The organism is Pseudomonas sp. 22490 (assembly GCF_052044465.1).
Classification (GTDB): Bacteria; Pseudomonadota; Gammaproteobacteria; order Pseudomonadales; family Pseudomonadaceae; genus Pseudomonas; species Pseudomonas aeruginosa.
The window spans coordinates 77,781-100,162 of sequence record NZ_JBQENS010000002.1 but is presented as its reverse complement, the minus strand read 5'-3'; the positions used below and the strand labels follow the sequence as shown (position 1 = coordinate 100,162).

At 62.0% G+C, this 22,382-nt stretch carries 23 protein-coding genes and 1 tRNA gene; 7 read left to right on the top strand and 17 right to left on the bottom strand.

The window, feature by feature from the left end; translation table 11 throughout:
* The gene (locus tag ACTJJX_RS02530; protein ID WP_440781877.1) at positions 1-1,020 is read right to left on the bottom strand and encodes a phage major capsid protein, P2 family; all 1,020 of its coding nucleotides are present in this window, start codon (positions 1,018-1,020) and stop codon (positions 1-3) included.
* A gap of 1 nt (position 1,021) precedes the next feature.
* Entirely contained in the window at positions 1,022-1,915 is an 894-nt protein-coding gene (locus tag ACTJJX_RS02525; protein WP_440781876.1) for a GPO family capsid scaffolding protein, read from the bottom strand.
* 182 nt (positions 1,916-2,097) lie between these two features.
* Between ACTJJX_RS02525 and ACTJJX_RS02520 the strand changes: the two genes are divergently transcribed.
* The 3 genes from ACTJJX_RS02520 to ACTJJX_RS02510 are packed head-to-tail and all read left to right on the top strand — an operon-like array spanning position 2,098 to position 5,234.
* The gene (locus ACTJJX_RS02520; RefSeq protein WP_440781875.1) at positions 2,098-4,158 is read left to right on the top strand and encodes a terminase large subunit domain-containing protein; all 2,061 of its coding nucleotides are present in this window, start codon (positions 2,098-2,100) and stop codon (positions 4,156-4,158) included.
* Positions 4,070-4,924, top strand: a complete 855-nt coding sequence (locus ACTJJX_RS02515) for a phage portal protein (RefSeq protein WP_440781892.1) — start codon at positions 4,070-4,072, stop codon at positions 4,922-4,924. Before ACTJJX_RS02520 ends, ACTJJX_RS02515 begins: the two co-directional genes overlap by 89 nt.
* A 52-nt stretch (positions 4,925-4,976) precedes the next feature.
* Positions 4,977-5,234 carry an ogr/Delta-like zinc finger family protein gene (locus ACTJJX_RS02510; RefSeq protein WP_087835764.1) on the top strand — a complete coding sequence of 86 codons (258 nt, stop codon included), beginning with the start codon at positions 4,977-4,979 and terminating at the stop codon, positions 5,232-5,234.
* On the opposite strand, the gene ACTJJX_RS02505 is transcribed toward ACTJJX_RS02510, so the two are convergent.
* From ACTJJX_RS02505 to ACTJJX_RS02460, 10 genes are all read right to left on the bottom strand, one after another.
* The gene (locus ACTJJX_RS02505) at positions 5,210-5,416 is read right to left on the bottom strand and encodes a hypothetical protein (RefSeq protein WP_440781874.1); all 207 of its coding nucleotides are present in this window, start codon (positions 5,414-5,416) and stop codon (positions 5,210-5,212) included. The two genes, ACTJJX_RS02510 and ACTJJX_RS02505, sit on opposite strands and share 25 nt — an antisense overlap.
* Positions 5,417-5,892: 476 nt before the next feature.
* On the bottom strand, positions 5,893-6,153 hold the full coding sequence (locus ACTJJX_RS02500; protein WP_440781873.1) for a hypothetical protein: 261 nt from the start codon (positions 6,151-6,153) through the stop codon (positions 5,893-5,895).
* Positions 6,147-6,377, bottom strand: a complete 231-nt coding sequence (locus ACTJJX_RS02495) for a type II toxin-antitoxin system HicA family toxin (RefSeq protein WP_440781872.1) — start codon at positions 6,375-6,377, stop codon at positions 6,147-6,149. Before ACTJJX_RS02495 ends, ACTJJX_RS02500 begins: the two co-directional genes overlap by 7 nt.
* A complete protein-coding gene (locus ACTJJX_RS02490) occupies positions 6,370-6,612 on the bottom strand; it encodes a hypothetical protein (RefSeq protein ID WP_440781871.1) in 243 nt (80 codons plus the stop codon). Before ACTJJX_RS02490 ends, ACTJJX_RS02495 begins: the two co-directional genes overlap by 8 nt.
* 60 nt (positions 6,613-6,672) lie before the next feature.
* Positions 6,673-6,924 carry a hypothetical protein gene (locus ACTJJX_RS02485; RefSeq protein ID WP_440781870.1) on the bottom strand — a complete coding sequence of 84 codons (252 nt, stop codon included), beginning with the start codon at positions 6,922-6,924 and terminating at the stop codon, positions 6,673-6,675.
* On the bottom strand, positions 6,921-7,274 hold the full coding sequence (locus tag ACTJJX_RS02480; RefSeq protein ID WP_440781869.1) for a DUF7673 family protein: 354 nt from the start codon (positions 7,272-7,274) through the stop codon (positions 6,921-6,923). Before ACTJJX_RS02480 ends, ACTJJX_RS02485 begins: the two co-directional genes overlap by 4 nt.
* A 3-nt stretch (positions 7,275-7,277) precedes the next feature.
* On the bottom strand, positions 7,278-7,682 hold the full coding sequence (locus ACTJJX_RS02475) for a hypothetical protein (RefSeq protein ID WP_440781868.1): 405 nt from the start codon (positions 7,680-7,682) through the stop codon (positions 7,278-7,280).
* Positions 7,679-7,858, bottom strand: coding sequence for a hypothetical protein (locus tag ACTJJX_RS02470; protein WP_145132911.1), 180 nt, complete (start codon positions 7,856-7,858; stop codon positions 7,679-7,681). The genes ACTJJX_RS02475 and ACTJJX_RS02470 overlap by 4 nt, the downstream gene beginning before the upstream one ends.
* 432 nt (positions 7,859-8,290) lie before the next feature.
* Positions 8,291-10,939, bottom strand: a complete 2,649-nt coding sequence (locus ACTJJX_RS02465; protein ID WP_440781867.1) for a toprim domain-containing protein — start codon at positions 10,937-10,939, stop codon at positions 8,291-8,293.
* A 12-nt stretch (positions 10,940-10,951) separates the two neighbouring features.
* The gene (locus ACTJJX_RS02460) at positions 10,952-11,188 is read right to left on the bottom strand and encodes a hypothetical protein (RefSeq protein ID WP_311163996.1); all 237 of its coding nucleotides are present in this window, start codon (positions 11,186-11,188) and stop codon (positions 10,952-10,954) included.
* Positions 11,189-11,275: 87 nt separating this feature from the next.
* Between ACTJJX_RS02460 and ACTJJX_RS02455 the strand changes: the two genes are divergently transcribed.
* From ACTJJX_RS02455 to ACTJJX_RS02440, 4 genes are all read left to right on the top strand, one after another.
* A complete protein-coding gene (locus ACTJJX_RS02455; protein ID WP_219806763.1) occupies positions 11,276-11,524 on the top strand; it encodes a helix-turn-helix domain-containing protein in 249 nt (82 codons plus the stop codon).
* Entirely contained in the window at positions 11,521-11,760 is a 240-nt protein-coding gene (locus ACTJJX_RS02450) for a helix-turn-helix domain-containing protein (RefSeq protein ID WP_440781866.1), read from the top strand. Before ACTJJX_RS02455 ends, ACTJJX_RS02450 begins: the two co-directional genes overlap by 4 nt.
* Positions 11,761-11,764: 4 nt before the next feature.
* Entirely contained in the window at positions 11,765-12,805 is a 1,041-nt protein-coding gene (locus ACTJJX_RS02445; RefSeq protein WP_440781865.1) for a phage integrase, read from the top strand.
* 106 nt (positions 12,806-12,911) lie between these two features.
* Positions 12,912-13,736, top strand: coding sequence for an SH3 domain-containing protein (locus tag ACTJJX_RS02440; protein WP_440781864.1), 825 nt, complete (start codon positions 12,912-12,914; stop codon positions 13,734-13,736).
* A 76-nt stretch (positions 13,737-13,812) separates the two neighbouring features.
* Here the strand turns inward: ACTJJX_RS02440 and ACTJJX_RS02435 are convergent, their stop codons facing one another.
* From ACTJJX_RS02435 to dnaG, 5 genes are all read right to left on the bottom strand, one after another.
* Complete coding sequence (locus tag ACTJJX_RS02435; RefSeq protein WP_440781863.1) at positions 13,813-14,286, bottom strand: hypothetical protein; 474 nt, start codon at positions 14,284-14,286, stop codon at positions 13,813-13,815.
* 176 nt (positions 14,287-14,462) lie between these two features.
* Positions 14,463-14,539 (bottom strand) — tRNA-Ile (locus ACTJJX_RS02430).
* Positions 14,540-14,555: 16 nt separating this feature from the next.
* Complete coding sequence (locus tag ACTJJX_RS02425; protein WP_016852406.1) at positions 14,556-18,293, bottom strand: EAL domain-containing protein; 3,738 nt, start codon at positions 18,291-18,293, stop codon at positions 14,556-14,558.
* 106 nt (positions 18,294-18,399) lie between these two features.
* Positions 18,400-20,253 carry an RNA polymerase sigma factor RpoD gene (gene rpoD, locus ACTJJX_RS02420; protein WP_003085035.1) on the bottom strand — a complete coding sequence of 618 codons (1,854 nt, stop codon included), beginning with the start codon at positions 20,251-20,253 and terminating at the stop codon, positions 18,400-18,402.
* 79 nt (positions 20,254-20,332) lie between these two features.
* Positions 20,333-22,327, bottom strand: coding sequence for a DNA primase (gene dnaG / locus ACTJJX_RS02415; protein WP_003118894.1), 1,995 nt, complete (start codon positions 22,325-22,327; stop codon positions 20,333-20,335).
* Positions 22,328-22,382: the final 55 nt, after the last annotated feature.

The following is a 22,382-nucleotide window of genomic DNA, read 5'->3' as shown; positions in this document are numbered from 1 at the left end:
TTATACGAACTCCACGGCGGCGGCTTCGATAGCCGCGAACTTGCCCAGCTGCTCGATCACGTAGCCTTCGTTACGGGCGTTGAAGTCCTCGGTCTGCGAGCGGTTCGGGTTTTCCTTGATGTGGCGACGCCAGCTGCTGTCCTGAAAGTAGATCGACAGGTTGTCGAAGCTGGTAACCACCACGCCCTTGGCCGGGAAGAACGGGCAGGTGTACGCCGGCAGGCCGCCGTAGGTGGCAACCACCTGGGCCATTTCCACGCGCTCTTTTTCGGTCGGGGTGTCGCCCTGCTTGGCGTACAGCTTGGCCTTGTCATGGGCCAGCAGATCGCGGCCGATGATGGCAATCAGGTCGCCACCGTCGCGGTGTTCTTCCTCGATCATCAGCGACACGTCATGCACCAGGGCGTCGAGGTTGGCGTAGTCGCCAGTCGCGCCGATCTGGATCTTGCCGGCGACCTTGGTGCCCTCAGCCAGAACCTGTTCCGGGGCCTGTTCGCGGGCAATCTGCAGCCAGCCCTTGTTCACGTCCTGCAGCAGCGGGTTGGCTACCGGGTCGCTGGTGGCGGCCACACTGGTGCCGTTCCAGCCGATCATGATGCGGTCGAGGCCGATCTGTTTCTGAACAGCGGCGGCATAACGCTGCGGAAAGTTCGGGAACTTGGCCCAGGCGTCGATGGTGGCGAATTTCAGCGCAACGTCGCTGTGCGTCTCGAACAGCTCATAGCCCTGGCCGTCCAGGCTGGCCGCATTGCGCGGCACGCGGTCGTTGGTGTTGGTGTTGGTGCGGCCAGTGACGGGCCCAGTCAGGCCCAGCATGACCTTCTGGCCCTTGATCTCGCTGACCGGGATCACGTTGATCCGCTGCAGGAAAGACGAGCTGTGGGTGATTTTTTCGTTCAGGGTCTGCGCCAGGGACGGCGTGACGTTGAATTCCTCGCGGGCCGATTGCACGCCATAGGTGGCGGCGATGGCGACGGCCAGGGCGCTGAATTTCAAGCGGGCTGCATTGCTCAGGCTCATATCAGTACACGGCCTCGGTTTGGTTGTCGTGAGCGCCAGTGGTGGCCGGCACGTCTTTGCCCTGGCCTTGGTTCAGCGCGGTGTTGAACATCTTGGTGAGGCCTTCCAGGCCTTCCTGCAGCTTGGCGAACTGCTCAGCGCTGACGGCCGGGGCTTGCTCGCCTTCGCCCTTGGCGGGCTCAGCAGCGGGCGCAGCGGCTGCCGTGGTGGCCGGGGCGGCCGGCTGGGCTGCAAAGGTGGTGGCGCTCTTTTCCAGGCTGGAAGCCACGGTGCCGAGCTTGTCCACCGCAGCCGTGAAGGCCTCTACGGTTTTCGGATCCATTGGGGTGCTCTCGTCTTTGGGGGTTGCGGGGGATTTGTTGAAGCCCGGCAGCAAGCGCCCCAGGCTGGCGAAGAAGGCACGCCCGGCGCTTTCGGCGTCGTCTTCGGCCAGGCTCTCGTCCAGATCCGGAAGGCGCACAGGGGCTGCAAAGAAGTTGTCGGGGTTGGACTTGCGGCGGGAGAAGTGCAGGCGCTCAGTGCCGAGGCTGGCGGGTTCGTCGGTCACGGCCAGGGCGTTCATGTACGCCTTGCCGCTGCCGTCATAGTTCGGGGTGATTTCCACGCTGGTGAACAGCGCCTGGCCTTCCTTGTTCAGCTCCAGCAGCCGGGCGTTGGGGCGCAGCTGGGCAAACAGCCCCACTTTGCCGTTGTCCAGATCCTCGGCCTTGAGCGCTTCCACAGTGCCGAAGTTGCCGAAATAACGGATGTGCTCGAAACGGATCACGGCGGTATAGGTCGCCGTGGAATAGGTTTCTGCCATATCGCGCAAGTCCTGCGCTTCGATGGTGCGGCCGTCGATGGTTGCACCGCTGGTAGCGACTTGAATCCATCCGGTGGTCAGGGGCTGGGACATTGTTCTGGCTGCTCGGCTGATGGTGGCGACAGGTCGGGGGTGACTCAGTAGCCCCCACCATAGGCACCGCCCGGCACCTAAACAAACGCTTTAACTTTGATCTATAACTAACTGATAAAAATAGGAATGGTCAGGAATAACAGGCCGCGTTCATGGCCTTTTTGCCGCATAGACTGCGGCCCATGCCCTATTCAGTCGAAGTCAAAGAAACCGCTAAGCGCCTGTACCTGCGCCGCTGCAAGCCGCGCGAAATTCAGGCCCAGCTCAAGCTGCCCAACGTCCGGATCGTCTACTACTGGATCGCCCGTGGCGGTTGGGACGAGATGCTGACGGACGAAGAACCGGTGACCGCCGTCAGCCGGCGCATCACCCTGCTGCTGGAAAAGCAGGGCACCCTGGCCAAAGGCGAGCTGGACGAACTCGACCGCCTGACCACCATCCGCGAGCGTCTGCTGAAACAGAGCGCCAAGCCTGCCCACCCGGCCGTCAGCGAGGCGCAGCCAGAGCGTGGCGAGGGTGGCGAAGGGCAGCGCGGTGGACGCCGTAACAAGGGCGAGCGGGGCGAACAGCGCCGGGAGAAGAAACCGAAGAACGACGTCACCGGCCTGGGCGAAGTGGACTTTCTGGAGAAGTTCACCAGCAAGATGTTCGGCTATCAGCTGGAGCTGTTCGAGGCGAAGAAAAACCCGCTTACCGCGCGGATCCGCAACATCCTGAAAAGCCGGCAGGTGGGCCTGACCTACTACTTCGCCGCCGAAGCATTCATGGACGCGGTGCTGACCGGTGACAACCAGATGTTCCTGTCTGCCAGCCGCGCCCAGTCCGAGATTTTCCGCAGCTACATCATCGCCTTTGCCGCTGAATGGTTCGGCCTGCAGCTGACCGGCAATCCCATCGTGCTCAGCAAAGACGGCAAGCCATGGGCCGAGCTGCGTTTTCTCTCCACCAACAGCAGCACCGCCCAGGGCCACCATGGCCACGTCTACATTGACGAATATTTCTGGATCCGCGACTTCGAGAAGCTGAACAACCTGGCCGGGGCCATGGCCTCGCACAAGAAGTGGCGCAAAACCTACTTTTCCACCCCCAGCGCCGTCACCCACCAGGCGTACCCGTTCTGGACGGGCGAGGAATTCCGCAACAGCAAGCGCGGCAAAAAGTTGGGGGAGGACTGGCCGAGCGAGGCCGCCATTCACAAGGGCGCGCTGTGTCCGGATGGCCAGTGGCGCAAGAAAATCACCATCGAAGACGCGGCAGCCGGCGGCTGTGATCTGTTCGATATCGACCGCCTGCGCCTCGAAAACGACGAAGACCGCTTCGACCAGCTGTACATGTGCAAATTCATCGACAGCACGCAAAGCGTCTTCACCCTGGCCGACCTCGAACGCTGCTACTCAGACCAGAGCCTGTGGGCTGACTACGATCCGGATCCGAAGGCAGAGCGGCCTTTCGGCAACAGCCCGGTGTGGCTTGGTTACGATCCCAGCCGCACCCGCGACGATGCCACCTGCGTGGTGGTGGCCCCGCCACTGGAGCCTGGGGCGCGGTTCAGGATTCTGGAGAAGCACAGCTGGCGGGGGCATTCGTTCACCTACCAGGCCGCCCAGGTCAAAAAGCTGTGCGAGCGCTTCAACGTGCAGCACATCGGGATCGACATCACCGGGGTGGGCTATGGGGTGTTCGATCTGGTGCGCGACTTCTTCCCGCGCGCCACGCCGATCCACTACAGCCTCGAAACCAAAAACACGCTGGTACTGAAAGCACAGGACACGATCCAGGGCAGCCGCATCGAATGGGACGCCGGCTGGAACGATATTGCGGCCGCCTTCCTCACGATCAAGCGCGGGGCCACGGCCAGCGGCCAGATCACCTACAGCGCGTCACGCACCGATGCCACCGGCCACGCCGACGTGGCCTGGGCCGTGATGCACGCGCTGGCACACGAACCCCTAAACACCAACAAGCGGCGTCGCAGCCGCTACTCGACACTCGAACAGGGCAGCCATGGCAGAGCAAACGCAGCAACATCAGGCGCAACCATCCAAGCACGTGCGGGCCTTCACGTTCGGGGCTCCGGAATCGGTACTGGCCAGCAACATGGGCGAGTACCTGGGCGTGTTCGCCAGCGACGACGGGCGCATTTACACGCCCCCGGTGTCGCGCACCGGGCTGGCCAGGCTACTGCGCGCCAACGCACACCACGGCACCATTCCGCGCTTCAAGCGCAACTTGCTGCTGCGTGACTTCATCCCCTCGGCCGGCTGCAGCGCGCAGACCATGGGCCGTGCAGCGCTCGACTTTATGGTGTTCGGTGAGGCGTACTTTCAGCGCCTGCGCAACATCATCGGCCAGGTGCTTGAGCTGCGGCACCTGCCGGCAATCAACATGCGGCGCAAAGTGGGTGGCGGCTTCGTGATGCTGCTGCCCAACGGGCAGGAACTGCACTTTGCCGAAGACGAGGTGGAACACGTCATGGACTACGACGTGGAACAGGACGTGTACGGCGTGCCCGACTACCTGGGCGGCCTGCATTCGCTGCTGCTGAATGAGTCCGCCACCCTGTTCCGCCGTCGCTACTACAACAACGGCGCGCACGCTGGGTTCATCTTCTACACCAACGATCCCGATCTATCCGAAGACGACGAGGAAGACCTGAAAGCGCAGATCAGCGCGAGCAAAGGGGTGGGCAATTTCCGCTCGATGTTCGTCAACATCCCCAACGGCGGCGAGAAAGCCATTCAGATCATCCCCGTGGGCGACGTGGCCACCAAAGACGAATTCGAGCGGGTGAAGAACATCACCCGGGCGGACGTGATCGCGGCCTGGCGCATGAATCCCGCCCTGGCCGGGATCATGCCGGAGAATGCCGGGGGCTTTGGCGATATCGAAAAGATCGACAGGGTGTACACCAACAACGAGATTCGGCCGATCTGCCAGCTGTTCCTACAGGTCAATGCCGTGCTGCGCCAAGATCGACGAGTTGGGTTCGCTGATGCAGTTAGCCACTAGATGTTGTGGCAGAATAGTGTCCGAACGAACACCTTCGGGGGAGGGAGAAACGTTGCGGATCTACTGCAAGGAATGTCAGGGGAAAGCCAGGATCGGGTCACGCGACGAACTGTCGGTGGAATTTGCTCGGCTGTACTGCCAGTGCCTTGACCCCAAGTGTGGGCACACCTTCGTGATGAATCTGACCTACTCGCATGCCCTTCGGCCTGCTGCGGGGGCCATCGACCAGTTGCTGTTCGACCGCCTCCGCCAACTCCCGCCGGCACAACAGCGCCAGCTGTTCGATCAACTGGGCGCGCTGCCCGCCTGACTCATCGCTGCGGAGCAATTCCGCAGCCGCTCGGCCGACCACTCGGCCACCACCTGCGCCCCCACCCGCTCATAATCATCCAGTGCAACAGCGCCGATCACGCGCCCAAGAAAACTTATAACTTGGGCCACTTCCTCGACTTCATCACGTGGGTTTATAACGCTGTTTTTTTGTTCGTCCATTGCCGCTTACTCCATGCTGGGCAGATTTGACCGGGGCGAACTGTACTTATTAAAAATTTGTGTGGTCAAGCACTTTTTTAATCTTTCGCGTTTCGTTCCAGATGTGAGGGAATAAAAGGTTTTCATTTCCTGACTTAGGGTTTCAGCCCTTGCTTGGTGGGGCTTCTAGGGTTTTCCTGAATTCCTAAGTTGGGTTGTCAATTTATCTGAATCGCTAATTAACGAAATAGCGAAATGACGAACGGTAAAATACCTAAGTACGTAGTTATTCTATTAAGTACATAAGTACAAAGGAACAAAAGGACAATTCAAGGTTTGCAAGGGTTGTAGGGACGTGAAGCCTGATTAAGTGATCAGGAATATATTCGATATAGTGTTTTAATATCGTGTCAATTAAACCCTAATGTTGGGTTTAGTATCTGAATTGCGGCAATAAAAAAGGGGCGCATTTGCGCCCCGAAATTTAGCCGCTAAACCTAGTCGACGTGCCAGCCTTCGTCGTCTGGAATCCCCTCGAAACGCACCACCCCAAAGCGGCGCACCCCGGCTGGATCCTCCATCCCCACGATGAACTCCCCGGCAGGCAGCGGCACCTGCACCACCCCGAAGCTGGTGTACAGCTCCACCACCTGGGTGGCCTCCACCATGTCGAAGGTCGACGGCACCGCCAGTTGGGCACGTACCTGGCGCAGCCGCGCCTCGCACACCCTCACGTCGTGGCCGTTCAGCATCAGCACACTGCACCCCCTGCCAGCTTGTCGGCCTGGCTCAGCTGCGACTTGGCGTTGAGCCAGGCGCGGCGGTCGCTGGGTGTGCCACTGGTGAATACCGGCTGGCGGCCTGGCTTGGTGAATTTCAGGTGCAATTTTCGGGTCTGCTGCACGGCCCAGCCAGCCGACTGGGCGAAGCTGACTAGGCGTTTCAGATCCTCGCCGCAGCCACGGAGAAAGCGGTTAGCCATGGGAAACCTCATTGACGGGGGTGGATTGGTCGCGGCAAGGCTTTGCCAGCTGCTCGGCTATCACTGCTGCGTCGCCGTCGCTCAACTGGCCCAGGTGGCGTGCCAGGTCGGCGGCAGTCTCCAGGCGGATCCGCGCAGCGGGGCTGCGCTGCAGCTGGTAGCCAATCAGGGCACGGCCGATAAAGGCGGTTGTGGTAGCCTTCACCGCGCTGCTGCTAAGGGTTTGTGCTTGCATTCACGTATCTCCTAAGTGGTGGTTGGCGTCGGGGAATTGCCGTTCCTCGACGCCGTTCCTTCACGCCGCCGGCAGTGCCGTGGCGGTGAATATCGGGCGCATATCGCGCCGAACCTCGAAAATCCCCAGGTCTTTGCCGTCCACGTCCTGCAGGTGGATCAGCGTCACCAGCGACGGGGCTTCGCCCTGGCGCTCTCGCCAGAACATGCCGGCGGCCAGCTCGGCCAGATCCTCGGCCCTGGCGTTCTCCAGATAGATAGACGGCAGCCCCATCTCGGAGCTGATGCCGTTCGCGCAGAAGTAGACGATCACGCCCGCGCCCCCTTCGGTGCCCACATGGCCACCAGCTCGGCCCAGATGGCGAAGCCGTTCGGCACCCGTTCGTGAATCTCCACCTCTGGGCTGTAATCCATCATCAGCACCCGCAGGCAGTCCTCGAACTTGGCCAGGTCAAGGCCGCGCAGCTCGGTCAGGTCAAAGGGGTATTCCGGCCCGTTGTACAGGCCCAGCAGGAAGCGGCCGATCACACGGCCCTGGCCGGTGGGGCGCACCGCCACGGTGATCAGGCGATTCAGCGCCTGCAGGCCGGTGGTGATCAGGGCCTGGCGTTGCTGCTGGTAGGCCTTGGCCTCGCGGATCTGTTCACTGATGCTCTTGTTCATGGCTCATTCGCTCTTGATGGTGGGGAAGGTGGCCAGCAGGCCGACCAGCACTTGGAACACCTCGTCGTCGAGCTGGCCGGCGGCCAGCTGTCCGAAGTGAAAGCCCGTTTCGCGGCAAAGCCAGGCGGCGCTGTCCGGATTGACCAGGCAGGCCATGGTCACCAGCAGGGCGCGGCGCGACAGATCGTCAAGGCTGAACAGCCGTTTCAGCAGCAGCGGCAGGCCCGCGCCAACCACGCTCACGGACTCCAGGCCGGCGGAGGCCGGCAGGCCGACCAGTACGGCAGCACGCTGCCACCAGTGCGGAAAGTCGATGGCGGGGCGCAGGTTGCTGGCGTCGAGCGGGCAGCACTGCGGTGCGGTGCGGGGTTTCTCGATTTCCATCAGGTTGCTCAGTTCGTGGTTCATCGCTTGCGGTTCTCCTGTTTCAGTCGGTTCAGCCTGGCCCGCATGTCTTCGCGGTAGGCCTCGGTTCTCTTGGGCTTTTTCAGCCAGTCGCGGATCTCGTCGAACGTCCAGTTGCGGAGCATGTGGCGCGCCAGACACTCGCGGCGGTGCTCGTCGTCGGGGTTCAGTTCGGCCATGGCCACCCCCGAAAAAAGGAATGCGGCGGGAAGTCCCCCTGCATGTCTGGAATAAGTGGAAGGTCGGTAGTCGTGATGTGCTGGAGCCCGCGCGGTTGCTGGCTCAGGTTTTTTTCACGGCCTTCCACCTGGGGTGGAAGGTGGTGGAAGGTCGGCACCGCGCGGAAGCTCTGGACGCCTAGTGCTGCGCGGCTTTCAGCGGATTCAGCCGAAAAAGCAAAAAGTGGAAGGTCGGTGGAAGGTGGTGGAAGGAAAAACCTTCCAACGCCTTCCAGTGGCATAAGAGTTGCTGAGCAGCTGTAAGTGCTTGTATTCATTGGGTTACCTATAAACCTTCCAGATATTCCAGACAGATGAAGGGATTACACAGAAACAGAGCCTTACCGCTTGAAACCCACACAGGCCCCGGTGAACCCCCACGAATTCCACTGCTCAGGCTTTCCTCTTAAACAGCCAGCAGTTGATGCTCCGGCGCTCAATCTTCGAGTGGGCCTTCCTACTTTCGATAAAGGGGTGGGTGCGGCTCTGGCGCAGGGCGCGCTGCAGCAGCACGTTGGGGATCACTTCCTGCCCTGCCTGTTTGCACACCTGCTGGAAGTGGTTGAGGTTGATGGCAATCACGTCTCGATCCGTGCTGTGGTTCAGCGTTTCGCGGATCTCTTCGCGGGTGCCGTCGGCGTCGGTGATCGTCACCACCTGTTCGTTCAGGTAGTGGTAGATCTGCCAGAACTGGGCGGCGGTCGGATGCTCGGCGCTGCAGCGCTGCTGACGCTCCAGGGCGCGGCTTTCCATGTGCCTGGCCAGTTCTTCCAGCTTGCGGTCAGTCCAACCAGGGAACAGCGCCTGGGTAGCCTTGGCGGCGGCCATCACCTGGGCGTGGCACAGCACGATGCGGCTGTGGGTGACGCCACCCAGGGCCTGAAAGCGTTGCTCATACGTCCGGAAGGCCTCGAAGTAGTGCTGCAGCCACTCCTTTTCACGGTTCAGCACCGCGCGCAGGTAGCCGGCCAGGTCTTCCACCTCCATGGCTTTCAGGCGGTCGGCCAGGGGTTTCAGATCCGCGCTGTGGTGTTCCAGGGTCATGTGCAGGTAGGTGATGCGGGTCAGGATGGCCTCAGAACCGTCCACGCTGGTGTTCTGCGAAATGCACACCGCACCCCGGAAAATCAGCGATTCGGTGTCGCTGTTGGCGCTCTTGACGCCCATCACCCGCAGCTTGGCCTTGTAGTCGAACAAGGGTTTGATTTCGTCCCAGTTGTACTGCACGGTCAGGATCCGCCCGTGGGCGTCGATGGTTTCCTTGTCGGACTCCAGCAGCACCACCGGAAGGTTGCTGACGCCGGCCAGGGCACGCAGCAGGCCGATGGCGCTCGCACCGCTGCCGCTGGGCTTAATGCCTTCCTCGTCCTTGCGGCCGACCAAGCGCCACAGGAAACGCAGCAGGGTGGACTTGCCGGATCCGGCCACGCCGGTCAGTTCCATAAAGGGCCAGCTGGCATGCTTGGCGCGGATCTGTTCGGCAAACAGGGTGCCCGTCCACCAGGCCAGCATGGCCAGGCCGTTCAACGAGAACACCGCCAGGAAGTCGGCAAACCAGCTGGGGTCGAAGTCCTTGCCGCGCACCACGGGGTAGCTGCGGGTTGAGGTCTTCAAGCCGTCGGCCCCCACGTCAAGAAAGCCGTGGTCGTTCACCAGCACTTCGTTGCCCTTGTGGAAGCCGAACCCGGGGTAGCAGTAGGCCCCGCTCACATCGTCATAGCCGACAAAGGGCAGCGTGCGAACGGTGCGCACGTCCTTGAACCATTCACTTTTCAGCATGGTCAGCACGCGCTCGCCGCCTTCAAACATGCCGCCGGGGGTGCGCTCGAACATCGCCTTGGCGAAGCCGCGGGGGTCGGTGATGGCGCTTGGTGTCAGGGGTTCCTTGCAGGTTTGCCGGACGTTGGGGAAGTTGAACTGGAAGAAGTAGCGCTGCTCGCTGGTGGTTGCGTCCTTCTCGATGTACTCAAACTTCGGCACACAGTTGGCCACCTGGGTGATGGTGGTGTGCTTGGCAAACTCGGGCTGGTGGCCTTCCACGTCGTCACCGTCCAGATCCTTCTGCAGCTCGGTCAGGTTGACGCGGGCGGAGAACAAGCGGCTGCCGAACTCCACCAGAAAGAAGCCACGGGGCTTTTTGGTGTACAGCAGGTAAGCCTTTTTCATCGCGCTGGTGGCGCTGAACAGGCGGCCCTGATAGCAGGCTTCTTCCATGAATTCGTCGTTCAGCTGGCCGTCGCGGTACACGTCGTCCCAGTCGCGTTCACCGGCCAGTGCCACCCAGCCGATTTCCTTCATGCTGCGGATCATGGTCAGGTATTTCGGGATCACCGACCGCCCGGCCTTGTCGTCGTCCAGGGCAATCACCCAGGTGACCAGCTTGCCCTTGTTGGCCTCGATCAGAGCCCACGGGAAGTTGTTGCAGCTGATGCTGGCAATCACCTTGTAGCCGGCCAGGTGCAGGGCAATGGCGTGGAAGATGCCTTCCACGATGTACACCCGGTCGTTCTTTTCGATGGTCTGGCCCGGCGGCGTCCAGCCGTTGCCCTTGTAGCTCATGCCGAACTTGATGCCGGCTTTGTCGCCGCTATTATCGGCCACGGCCTTGGCGTCAATGATGCGTTCCCAGTACCCGTCGCACAGCGGAAAGCGCACGGTGTCGGCCATGTAGTCGCCGGGCTTTACCCTGCGCTTGGCCTGCTCATACCAGCCCGCCAGCTTGCTGATATCAAAGCCACGGTTGCGCTGCAGGTAGGCGTCGGCGGTGGCGTTGGGGTTCAGCTCGGTGCGCGGGAAACGCTCGCTCAGGTTCTCGAACAGGTAGCTGTAGCGCTCGCGGGTTTTTTCCTCGAACTGGCATTCGTTCAGCCGGTTGCACTTGAGCTGGTAGGGCTGCTTGCGGGCGATGTACAGCGTGCGTTCACCACAGCCAGGGCAAACCCCTTTCTGCAGGTACTTGTCGCCAATGTCCTTGAAGTCCAGCTGGTGGTCGTGCTCAAGGGCCGCGACCACTTCCAGACGATAGATATCCTCGAATTGCATGTGCCGGCCCCCTTAGCGCGTGCCGGACTTGCGGCTGCCCTGCTCGGCGCGGACGCGCTCGGCCTGCTCTGCTGCCTCAATCGCCAGGTGAATCATGTTCACCAGCACGGCTTCCTTGCTGCCTTCGGTCTTTTCACGAATCAGGATCCGGCCTTTCTCGATCTCGTTCCGGATGGTGCGTTCTGACTGCCCGGAGCGGCGGGAAAGCTCGCGCACTGTGGTGTAGGGCGTGTCTATCGTGATCTGCATTTGCTAAGCTCCGTGTGTATATATGCCGTTAATGTGTATCGACATACACAGGCTATGTATGAACATACACAAAGTCAAGGGGGCAAGATGGAACTCGGACAAAAGCTCAAGGAAGTGCGCCTGACAGAGCGCCTGACGCAGGCAGAAATTTGCGAAATCACCGGCGTAAAAATGGAAACGTGGAAGGCCTACGAATACGCGCGCAGCAAGTCGGTCAGCTCCATTGAACTGCTGAAAGTCACCATGCACCCGCGCTTCAAGAAGTACGCGCTGTGGCTGGTCACCGATGAAGTGGCCCCGGAGTGCGGCCAGATCAGTCCGGTGATCGGCCAATGAAACTGGGCGAAAAGCTGCGCCTGATGCGCAATCGGGAAAAGCTGACTCAGCCGCAGATGGCCGAGCTGGTGGGGCTCAGCCTCGACACGCTGAAAAACTACGAGCTGGCCCGCCGGGTTGATATCAGTGGCCTGGCTCTGGCCAAGGTCGCCAGTCACCCGACTTTCACCAAGTACACCCTGTGGCTGATGGCCGACCAGACCGCCCCGGAGGCCGGGCAGATCAGCCCGGTGTAATCCCGTGTCGATTGAAAAGCAGCCAGACGGAAAATGGCTGGTCGACTGCAGGCCAGAAGGTCGAAGCGGGCCACGGATCCGCCGAAAGTTCCGCACCAAAAACGAAGCCCAGGTGTTCCTCAACCGCACCATGGGTGATGGTGCAAAAGGTGAGTTCGAGAAGAAACCCAAGCTGGACGAGCGCCGGCTGTCTGAGCTAATCGAGCGCTGGTACACCCTGCACGGGCAAAACCTCAAAACGGGCGAGCAACGTCTGGCGCTGCTGCTGGCCATGGCCAAGCGCATGGGCGACCCGAAGGTGTTCAAGTTCACCGCAAACCACTTTGCCACCTACCGCGCAGAGCGGGCCGAGGGGAAGCACACCAGGGCGAAGCCCGGGCGCGGGCTCAGCAAAGCGGACGATAAGCCGAAGCCGATCAGCGCCAACATGCTGAACCACGAACTGGCCTACCTGCGTGCGGTGTTCAATGAGCTAGAGCGCTTGGGCGAATGGTCGGGGGAAAACCCGCTGGAGAAGGTGCGGGCGTTGAAGTTCGACGAAGCCGAAATGGCTTACCTGTCGGGCGACCAGATAGACACGCTGCTGACGGCCCTGGCGGCCACTGAATCCGATGCTGGGCTGATTGCCCAGGTGTGCCTGGCCACTGGTGCCCGCTGGGGCGAAGCGGAAGCACTGCAGCCGCGCCAGGTGCGCAGTGGGTTGATCCACTACAGCAAGACGAAAAGCAGCAAAAACAGATCCGTGCCGATCACCAAGGATCTGCAGGAAGCGCTGCAGGCCGCCCTGCCGTTTCGGCCTGGCTACAATTTTTTCCGCAAAGTGGTGGAACAGATCGGGCTGGATCTTCCGGATGGCCAGCTAACCCACGTTCTACGCCACACCTTCGCTAGCCACTACATGATGAACGGCGGCGACATCCTGACCCTGCAGCGCGTACTGGGGCACACCACCCTGGCGATGACGCAGAAGTACGCCCATTTCAGCCCGGGGCACCTGGCTGATGTGGTTAATCTAAATCCGCTGGCAAAACTTAGGCATCAGTAGGCACACACAGGGGGTGGTTGTGGATGACATAGGTGGCTTGGAAAAATGGAGCGCAGAGAGCCGAGCGATATTTGATCTAGCAATGGCTCGCTGGCCAGCGTTCGACATGCAGAAAACCCTGAAATACTACATAACCAAGTCCACAAAGCTCCGATGGGAGGACTTCCTAGAGGCGATCAAGGAAAGGGAAACAGCCAGGGGCATCGACATTGATGCGACTGATTCCCTTGTGGCACAGGCCCGTAGGATGCTTCATGAAGCTGAAAGTGATGGGCTTTCATCTTTGCTCGGCGGCAGCACGCGCTCTATTGCTCTGGAGTATTTGGATGGCACGCGTGCTTTTCAGGATATTCCACGCTCTACACCCGAAATGCCCGGCGGTGTCATTGGTTCGATCCTGACTGAACTGCAAGGACGAGGTGTCGATATCGGGTTACCCCAAGAGCCACCCGAGGTGCAAAGCGGGTGGGCATCGGGGGCACTTCCCGCTCTGGTAGGTGAGGCGCGTGGTGGCCAGGTACAGCGCCCTTCTCCTTGGTCTGCTCTACCCACAAACCTCATTCTTTGGGTGTTGATCTTGATGATCAATGCGCTGATCCAGGGGGGGATTCATTGGAATGATCTTCGGGAAGGGATATGCGATATCAACAGTCGTCTTTCACCCAGCGACACACTTGCCGATACTCGAAAATTCGTCAGAACGAGGCTCTGTGGAGCGCCTGCGTCGCACGTTCGTATCGTGAGTCGAGAAAATGTGAATCTTCGGTCAGCGCCAGGTATGAGGTCAGAAATCATCACTCAGTTACCCAAAGGGCTGGTTGTTGCCGTTGTGAGTCGTGATGATCGTGACTGGCTGGAAGTATCGTTCGAGCGTGACGGGTATGTGATTGAGGGCTGGGTCACAAGGAAATACCTTACCCGAGTTCGCTGATGTGGACGATTCGCGGTCTGCATATATCGCCGGCGCTCGAAACCCAGTAGCAGCTGTGCCACTGGGTTTGCAGTCATTAGCTGGACAGCGAGCCTAGTGCAAATCCTGAAATAGAGGCGATGGTACCTCTCCAGAGAAATCCTGGGTCGGATGGGATTTGCCCGCCTGGAGTACACAGTTTGGCACCCTTTAGGTGCAGGAACTGTGGCGAAGGCTCTATCTCATTCTCGTTTTGAGTTGGGGGGGTATTGCCTCTGGCTTCAATCCCTGCCCGGATGTTTTCGCGCACTTCTTCTGTGAAGGCCGATGAGAACGATTCGGCGTACAACCTGAAATATTCCTCAGCACCGATCAGATACCCGGTGATCATCCCTCCTGCGGTGAACAGCGTAATGCTGATAGATAAGTTGAGGGAGTTGGCCAGCTTAACTTGGTCTTGGAGAAACCAATCGGTGGTGCGACCGTTCCACTCCATGCGGTGAAAAACTGGATCCGCTAGGCTTTCGACCATCCCGGGGTGCCAGCTTGGTTTCTGATTTTCCTCAGTCATGATTGCTCCATATCGTTTTCGCCGGTATTGGCAGCCTTGGTTTTACCGCATGGGCATCGTGGGCGCGAGGCGAATTAGAGTGAGGCTGTGGACGATTTGTGGACGTTGGTATTCTGTGAAATACCAAATGCAGATATCCGGAAAGAGAAAAGCCGCGCAGTGCGCGGCTTTGAAGGTGGTGGGCCCACACGGACTCGAACCGTGGACCAAAGGATTATGAGTCCTCTGCTCTAACCGACTGAGCTATAGGCCCCCAGAAGGTCGGCGGATTATACCGGCGCTTCTCGGGGAGCGCCAATCGGCTGGCGCGGTTTGAGGAATTTGCTGGCGAACAGCTCGGCGGGCAGCGGCGGACTGAGGACGAAGCCCTGGATCTGCTCGCAGCCTTCGTGGGTGAGGAAGCTCTGCTGACCTTCGGTTTCCACGCCTTCGGCGATCACCGTGAGCTGCATGCTGCGGCCGAGGGCGATGATGGCGCGGGTGATGGCGGCATCGTGGGGATCGTCGGGAAGGCCGCGGATGAACGACTTGTCGATCTTCAGGATGTCCAGCGGCAGGCGCTTGAGGTAGCTGAGCGAGGAGTAGCCGGTGCCGAAGTCGTCGATCGCCAGCTGTACGCCGAGACGCTTGAGCCCGTGGAGGACGGCGAGGGCCTCCTCGGTCTGGTTCATGATGAAGCTCTCGGTGATTTCCAGTTGCAGCCGCGACGGTTCCAGGCCGGACTGCTCCAGCAATTGCTCGAGGCGTTCGATCAGTTGCGGCTGGCCGAGCTGGGCGCCGGCGAGGTTGACCGACAGCGGGCCGAACGGCGCGTGCAGCTTTTGCCATTCGCCCATCTGCTGGCAGGCGTGTTCCAGCACCCAGTCGCCGAGGGGCAGGATCAGGCCGCAATCCTCGGCGAGGGGGATGAAGCGCTCCGGGGAAATCTCCCCGAACAGCGGATGGTACCAGCGCACCAGCGCCTCGGCGCCGACCAGCAAGCCGCTCTCCAGGCTCAGCTTGGGTTGGTAGTAGAGCTGCAACTCGTCGCGCTCGAGGGCGCGGCGCAGTTCGGTTTCCAGCGCCATGCGCTCGGTGGCCAGGTAGGTCAGTTCGCGGGTGTAGTACTCGATGCGGCTGCGGCCCCGCGACTTGGCGCGGTACATGGCGGCGTCGGCGTTCTTCACCAGGGTCGGGGCGTCGTCGCCGTCCTTGGGGAACAGGGCGATGCCGACGCTGGCGCTGACGAAGAATTCATGACCGTCGGCCTGGAACGGCGCGGTGAAGGCATTCAGCAGCTTGCGCGCGACGTGCTCGGCGTCGCTTTCCTGGTGCAGGCCGGGGAGCAGGATGATGAATTCGTCGCCCCCCAGGCGGGCCACGGTATCGACGTCGCGCAACTGGTCGCGCAGGCGTTCGGCGATGGCCTTGAGCAGCAGGTCGCCGATGGGATGGCCGAGGCTGTCGTTGATGTGCTTGAAGCGGTCCAGGTCGATGAACAGCACGGCGCCGGGACGACTCTCTTCGCGGGCCTCGTCGAGGGCGTGATTGAGCCGGCTCTCGAACAGCAGGCGATTGGGCAGGCCAGTGAGCGGATCGTGGTGGGCCTGGTAGTCGAGCCGGGCCTGGGCGTACTTGAGGGTGGAGATATCGGCGAAGACGCCGACGAAGTGGGTGATCTCGCCCTGCGGATTGTGTACCGCGCTGATGGTCAGCCATTCGGGGTACAGCTCGCCGGTCTTGCGTCGGTTCCAGATCTCGCCCTGCCAGTGCCCGTCGCGCTCCAGCTGGTTCCACATGGCGAGGTAGAAGCTGGAGTCGTGTTGTCCGGAGGAGAGCAGGCTGGGCGAGCGTCCCAGCGCCTCCTGCTCGCTGTAGCCGGTGATCTCGCTGAAGGCGCGGTTGACCGCGGTGATGCGTTGGCGGGTATCGGTGATCATCACGCCTTCGGCGGTGCTTTCGAAGACGGTGGCGGCCTGCTGCAGCTTCTCCTGCATGAGCTGGCGCTCGGTGATATCGCGGGCGATGGTCAGCACGCAGTCCTCGCCATCGATGCTGATCCGGTGGGCGGACATCTCGCACTGGCGGATGCCACCGTTGCGGTCCCGTACAGGGGCGGTGAAGCCCTGGGTCAGGGTGTGGTGGCGTACCAGCGAGATCAGGCGCTTGCGGTCCTCGGTGTCGACCCACAGGCCGAGTTCGAGCGTGGAGCGGGAGATGACCTCGTCGCGGCGGTAGCCGGTGAGACGGGTGAAGCCTTCGTTCACGTCGATCAGCGTGCCGTCTTCGAGGCGGCTGATCAGCAGACCGTCGGGGTAGGCATGGAAGGCGTTGGCGAACTTCTCCTCGGAGATCCGCAGCAGTTCCTGGGTCTCCACCAGGTGGGTGATGTCGCGGATCACCACCACCAGCGCCGGGGTCTGGTCGAGGGCCACGTGCTGGGCGCTGAGCAGCGCGCTGAAGGTACTGCCATTGCGGCGCCGCAGGGGCACCTCGAGGTTGGTCAGGTTGCCGTGGCCGAGCTTTTCCAGGACCTGCGGGCCCAGGCCGGGGAGTGCCCAGATGCCCAGCTTGGTGGCGGTCTTGCCGATGGCGTCGTCGGCGGCGATGCCGATCTGCTGCTCGAAGGTGCTGTTCACCGCGAGGAAGCGGCCGTCGGCGCCGTTGGCCAGTACCACCATGTCCGGGCAGTGGTGGAACACCGAAGCGAACTTCTGTTCGGACAGGCGCATGGCCTGCTCGGTGAGCTTGGCCTCGGTGATGTCGATCATCAGACCGCGCAGGAGCAGGTCCCGGCCTTGCGTGATCGGGGTGACCAGATCGCGAATCCAGACTACCCGGCCGTCGGCGGCGAGCATCCGGTAGTCGAAGCTGTGGTCGCGTCCGGCCTGGCTTTCGCTCATGCAGTAGTGGATGGCGTACTCGGCGTCCATGGGGTGCAGGGTCCGCTGCCAGAAGCCCGGCTGCAGCCATTCGCCGAGGGGATAGCCGAGCAGGCGTTCGGCGTGGGGCGAGACGTAGGTGAAGCGGTTCTCCTCGAGGCGCATTTCCCAGGCGATGGCATTCAGGCTTTCCACCAGTCCCCGGTAGTGCTGTTCGCTGTCGCGCAGTTCGCGCTCCAATTGCCGCCGGCGACTCACCTCGCGGCGCAGGCGGCGGTTCATGGCCAGCAGTATGGCGACCGAGACCAGGATCAGCAGGACGATGGGAAGACCGTAGGTCGCCATCTCGCGCCAGGCCGGACGTCGGTCGAGCAGGCCGCCGACCCAGGGGGCCTGGAGTCGCTCGATCTCCTCGGCGCTGAGGTCGGCGAGGACCTTGTCGACGATCCCGGCGAGGATCTGTTGTCCGCGCGGCACGGCCATCGCCAGTTGGTAGCGGTATGGCGTCTCGCCGCTGATCTCCAGGCCGTTGAGCTTGAGCTGGCGGAGGTTCCATACGCTGGAGGCGAAGTCGCCGACGAAGGCGTCGGCCTGGCCGGTGGCCAGCGCCTGCAGGGCTGCCGCTACCGAAGGCAGCGGCAGCAGGGTGAGGTCGGGATGCTGGGCGATCAGCAGTTCGTGAGGAGCATAGTGGTCGACCACCGCGACCTTGAGCCCGTAGAGCTCGTCGATGCGCTTCGGCATCGGGCCGTTCTTGCGTGCCAGGATGATGATCGGGAAATCCAGGTAGGGCCGGGTGAAGCTCAGGTACTCCTGGCGCTCCGGGGTAGCCATGATGCCGGGCAGCAGGTCCAGCCGACCGTCCTTGGCCTGCTCCAGGACCTGCGTCCAGGTCTTCGGTTCGACAGGCGTCAGGCTGACGCTTAGGCGTTCCTGTAGCAGGCCGATGTAGCCGGCGGCGAGTCCCTGGTAGCGGCCCTGTTCGTCGCGGTATTCGAATGGCGGCCAGGAGGTGTCCATGCCCAGGCGGATGCTCGGGTGCTCGGCCAGCCAGGCCCGTTCCTCGGGCGTGAGCGTGAGGGCGCCGGCCAGCCCCGGCCAGCAGCAGGCCAGACACAGGAGAAGCACGGCCTGCAGACGCTGCATGAGGCGGTCTCGCGGTGGACGGGAATATAAGCGGAAGTGTAGACGCCGGGCGGCGGGGCAAGCGGCAAAGAAAAACCCCCGGTTTTTCAGGCCGGGGGTTCGTTCGTCACTCGTCGAGGAAGGAGCGCAGGTGCTCGCTTCGCGACGGATGGCGCAGCTTGCGCAGCGCCTTGGCTTCGATCTGGCGGATCCGCTCGCGGGTCACATCGAACTGCTTGCCGACTTCCTCGAGGGTGTGGTCGGTGTTCATGTCGATGCCGAAGCGCATGCGCAGCACCTTGGCTTCCCGGGCAGTGAGGCCGGCGAGGACTTCGCGGGTGGATTCCTTGAGGCTCTCGCTGGTCGCCATCTCGATCGGCGACTGCATGGTGGAGTCCTCGATGAAATCGCCCAGGTGCGAATCTTCGTCGTCACCGATCGGGGTTTCCATGGAGATCGGCTCTTTGGCGATCTTCAGTACCTTGCGGATCTTGTCCTCAGGCATGTCCATGCGCTCGCCAAGCTCTTCCGGGGTGGGCTCGCGACCCATTTCCTGGAGCATCTGGCGGGAGATGCGGTTGAGCTTGTTGATCGTCTCGATCATGTGCACCGGGATGCGGATGGTGCGTGCCTGGTCGGCGATCGAACGGGTGATCGCCTGGCGAATCCACCAGGTGGCGTAGGTGGAGAACTTGTAGCCGCGACGGTATTCGAACTTGTCCACCGCCTTCATCAGGCCGATGTTGCCTTCCTGGATCAGGTCGAGGAATTGCAGGCCGCGGTTGGTGTACTTCTTGGCGATGGAAATCACCAGGCGCAGGTTGGCCTCGACCATTTCCTTCTTCGCCCGGCGAGCCTTGGCTTCGCCGATCGACATCGCGCGGTTGATTTCCTTGATCTCGGCGACGGTCAGCTCGACCTCGCTTTCCAGGGCCGCCAGCTTCTGCTGGTTGCGCAGGATGTCGTCGCGCAGGCGCTCGATGGCCTCGGCGTACTTCGGCTTGCTCTTCAGGACGCTGTCGACCCACTTCTCGTCGGTCTCGTGGTTCGGGAACAGGCGCAGGAAGTCGGCACGCGGCATGCGCGCGTCACGCACGCAGAGCTGCATGATGGCGCGTTCCTGGGCGCGCACGCCTTCCAGGGCGGAGCGCACGCGGGCGACCAGGGCGTCGAACTGCTTGGGCACCAGCTTGATCGGCATGAACAGCTCGGCCAGGCCGGTGAGTTCGGCGGTGGCCTGCTTGCTGCCGCGACCGTGCTTCTTCAGGGCCTTCTTGGCCTTGTCGAGCTGCTCGGAGACCGCGGTGAAACGCAGGCGGGCTTCTTCCGGATCCGGACCGCCGTCGCCTTCGTCGTCGCTGTCGCTGCTGTCGTCGCTTTCTTCTTCCTCGTCGTCCTTCTCTTTCGAGTCGGCGGAATCGTCCTTCAGGTTGACCGGCTCCACCTCTTCGGCGGGCAGGCTGCCGTCATCGGGATCGATATAGCCGCTGAGGACGTCGGAGAGGCGACCGCCTTCGGCGACGATGCGATTGTAGTCGGCCAGGATGCTGTCCACCGTGCCCGGGAACTGGGCGATGGCGCTCATCACTTCGCGGATGCCTTCCTCGATGCGCTTGGCGATTTCGATCTCGCCTTCGCGGGTCAGCAGTTCCACGGTACCCATTTCACGCATGTACATGCGCACCGGGTCGGTGGTGCGACCGATGTCGCTTTCCACCGCGGCCAGGGCCGCTGCGGCTTCTTCCGCTGCGGCTTCGTCGGTATCCGCCTCGGCCAGCAACAGGGCATCCGCATCCGGGGCTGTCTCGAATACGTTGATCCCCATGTCGTTGATCATGCGGATGATGTCTTCCACCTGTTCCGGATCGGAAATATCCTCCGGCAGGTGGTCGTTGACCTCCGCGTAAGTCAGGTATCCCTGCTCACGGCCTCGGGCGATCAACTCTTTCAGACGAGATTGCTGTTGCGCTTTTCCGGACATAACACCCTATCCACTGAAGGTCTTGGCGGGCAAAAAATAAGCAGAGGATTATACCTGATGCCTGGGCTGAGGCGCCAGTTCAGCTCTGGGAAGGCGATGAAGCGGCAACACTGTAGTGCTCTCTGAGCAAGGCTTTCTCTTCATCGGTCAGTTCACTGTAGCTCTTCTGCATGACGCTGCGTAAACGCTCCTCCCGCTCGCCGAAACGCTGGCTCTCGGAGAGTTTAGTAATGGTGTCGAAGAACTGCTTTTCAAGGTTCTCCTGGACGATCAGCCACTCCTTCTCGCCCAGGGCCTGCAGCAGGCGGCCCTGGGGTGTGCCGTGCCAGCGCGCGATGAGTTGCATCGAGCTCTGCCGCGGGTTCTTCTGCAGGGCTTCCAGCAGGGACACCAGCAACTGGGCGTAGGTATCCTGCTCCCTGGCGAGGGTGCCCGCATCGTCGACCTTCAAGGCCAACTGCGGATGATGCAGCAAGGTGCGCAGGGCGTTGAGGGTGGTGGACTCCACGCTGACCGGCGTTCGTTGCGGCGTCTTGAAGTCGCCGCGGCCGCCTTTGTCCCACTTCTTCTTGCCATCCCACTTCTTGCCGTCCCAGGGCTTCTTGTCCTTGTTCCAGCTCTTGCGCGGTTGCGCCTCGCCATAGCCTGGCGCAGCGTCGAACGGCGCATGGGAGGGCTCGTTCTCGTAGTAGGCGCTGGCGGCGAAATAGTCGTCGCCGTCCAAGGCGCCGCTCGCTCCGTGGTCCATGGACGACGGCGGCGGGCTGTGGTGCGCCAGTTGTCCGATGTTTTCGCCGGACAGGCCGGTGATTTCCGACAGACGTTGTCGCATCAGCAGGCGCAGGTTGTTCCCGGGAATCTTCTCCAGCAGCGGCGCGGCGAGGGTCGCCAGGTGGGCCTTGCCTTCCAGGGTGGCGGGGTCGGCCTCCAGCATCAGTTGCTGGAAGAAGTACTCCGCCAGCGGCTGGGCCTGCTGGGTGATGCGTGCGCGGAAGGCATCCTCGCCCTCGGCGCGTACCAGGCTGTCCGGGTCCTCGCCCTCGGGGAGGAACAGGAAGCGCACGCGCTTGCCGTCCTGCAGGTTCGGCAGCACCGACTCCAGGGCGCGCCAGGCCGCCTTGCGCCCGGCCTGGTCGCCGTCGAAACAGAACAGGATGCTCGGTACCAGGCGGAACAGGCGCTTGATGTGTTCCTCGCTGGTCGCCGTGCCGAGGGTCGCCACCGCGTTGCGGATGCCTTGCTGGGCCAGGGCGATGACATCCATGTAGCCCTCGACCACCATGATCTCGTCGAGGTCGCGATTCTTCTGCCGGGCCTCGTAGAGTCCGTAGAGTTCCTGGCCCTTGTGGAAGACCGGAGTCTCCGGGGAGTTCAGGTACTTCGGCTTGTCGTCGCCGAGCACCCGGCCGCCGAAGGCGATGATCCGCCCGCGGCTGTCGCGGATCGGGAACATCACGCGATCGCGGAAGCGGTCGTAGCGCTTGCCGGTGTCGCTGTTCTCCACCAGCAGGCCGGCGTCGAGCATGGCCTTGAGTTGCAGGTTGTCGCCACCCAGGTGCTTGAGCAGGTTGTCCCAGCCGGGCGGGGCGAAGCCGAGGCCGAAGTCGCGGGCGATCTCGCCGGTCAGGCCGCGGCCCTTCAGGTAGTTCACCGCGGCCTTGCGCGCCGGGTGGCTTTTCAGCGCCTGCTTGTAGAACTCGGCGGCGGCGCTGAGTAGCGGGTAGAGCGGCGAGTCGGTCGGCTGGCGCGGCGTGTGCCCGCGTCCGCCGCGTTCCTCGCGCGGCACGTCCATGCCAGCACGCTTGGCCAGTTCCTCGACCGCCTGGGGGAACTCCAGCTGGTCGTGGTCCATGACGAAGCCGAGCGCGTTGCCGCCGGCGCCGCAGCCGAAGCAGTAGTAGAACTGCTTGTCCGGGCTGACGGTGAACGAGGGAGTCTTTTCCTTGTGGAACGGGCAGCAGGCGCTGTAGTTCTTGCCGGTTTTCTTCAGCTGGATGCGTGAACTCACCACCTCGACGATGTCGGTGCGGTTCAGCAGGTCATCGATGAAGCTTTGCGGTATCAGGCCGGCCATGGTGTTCTCGAAAACGACGGCGCGTGGGCGCAGAGCGGCAGCATAGCAATTATCG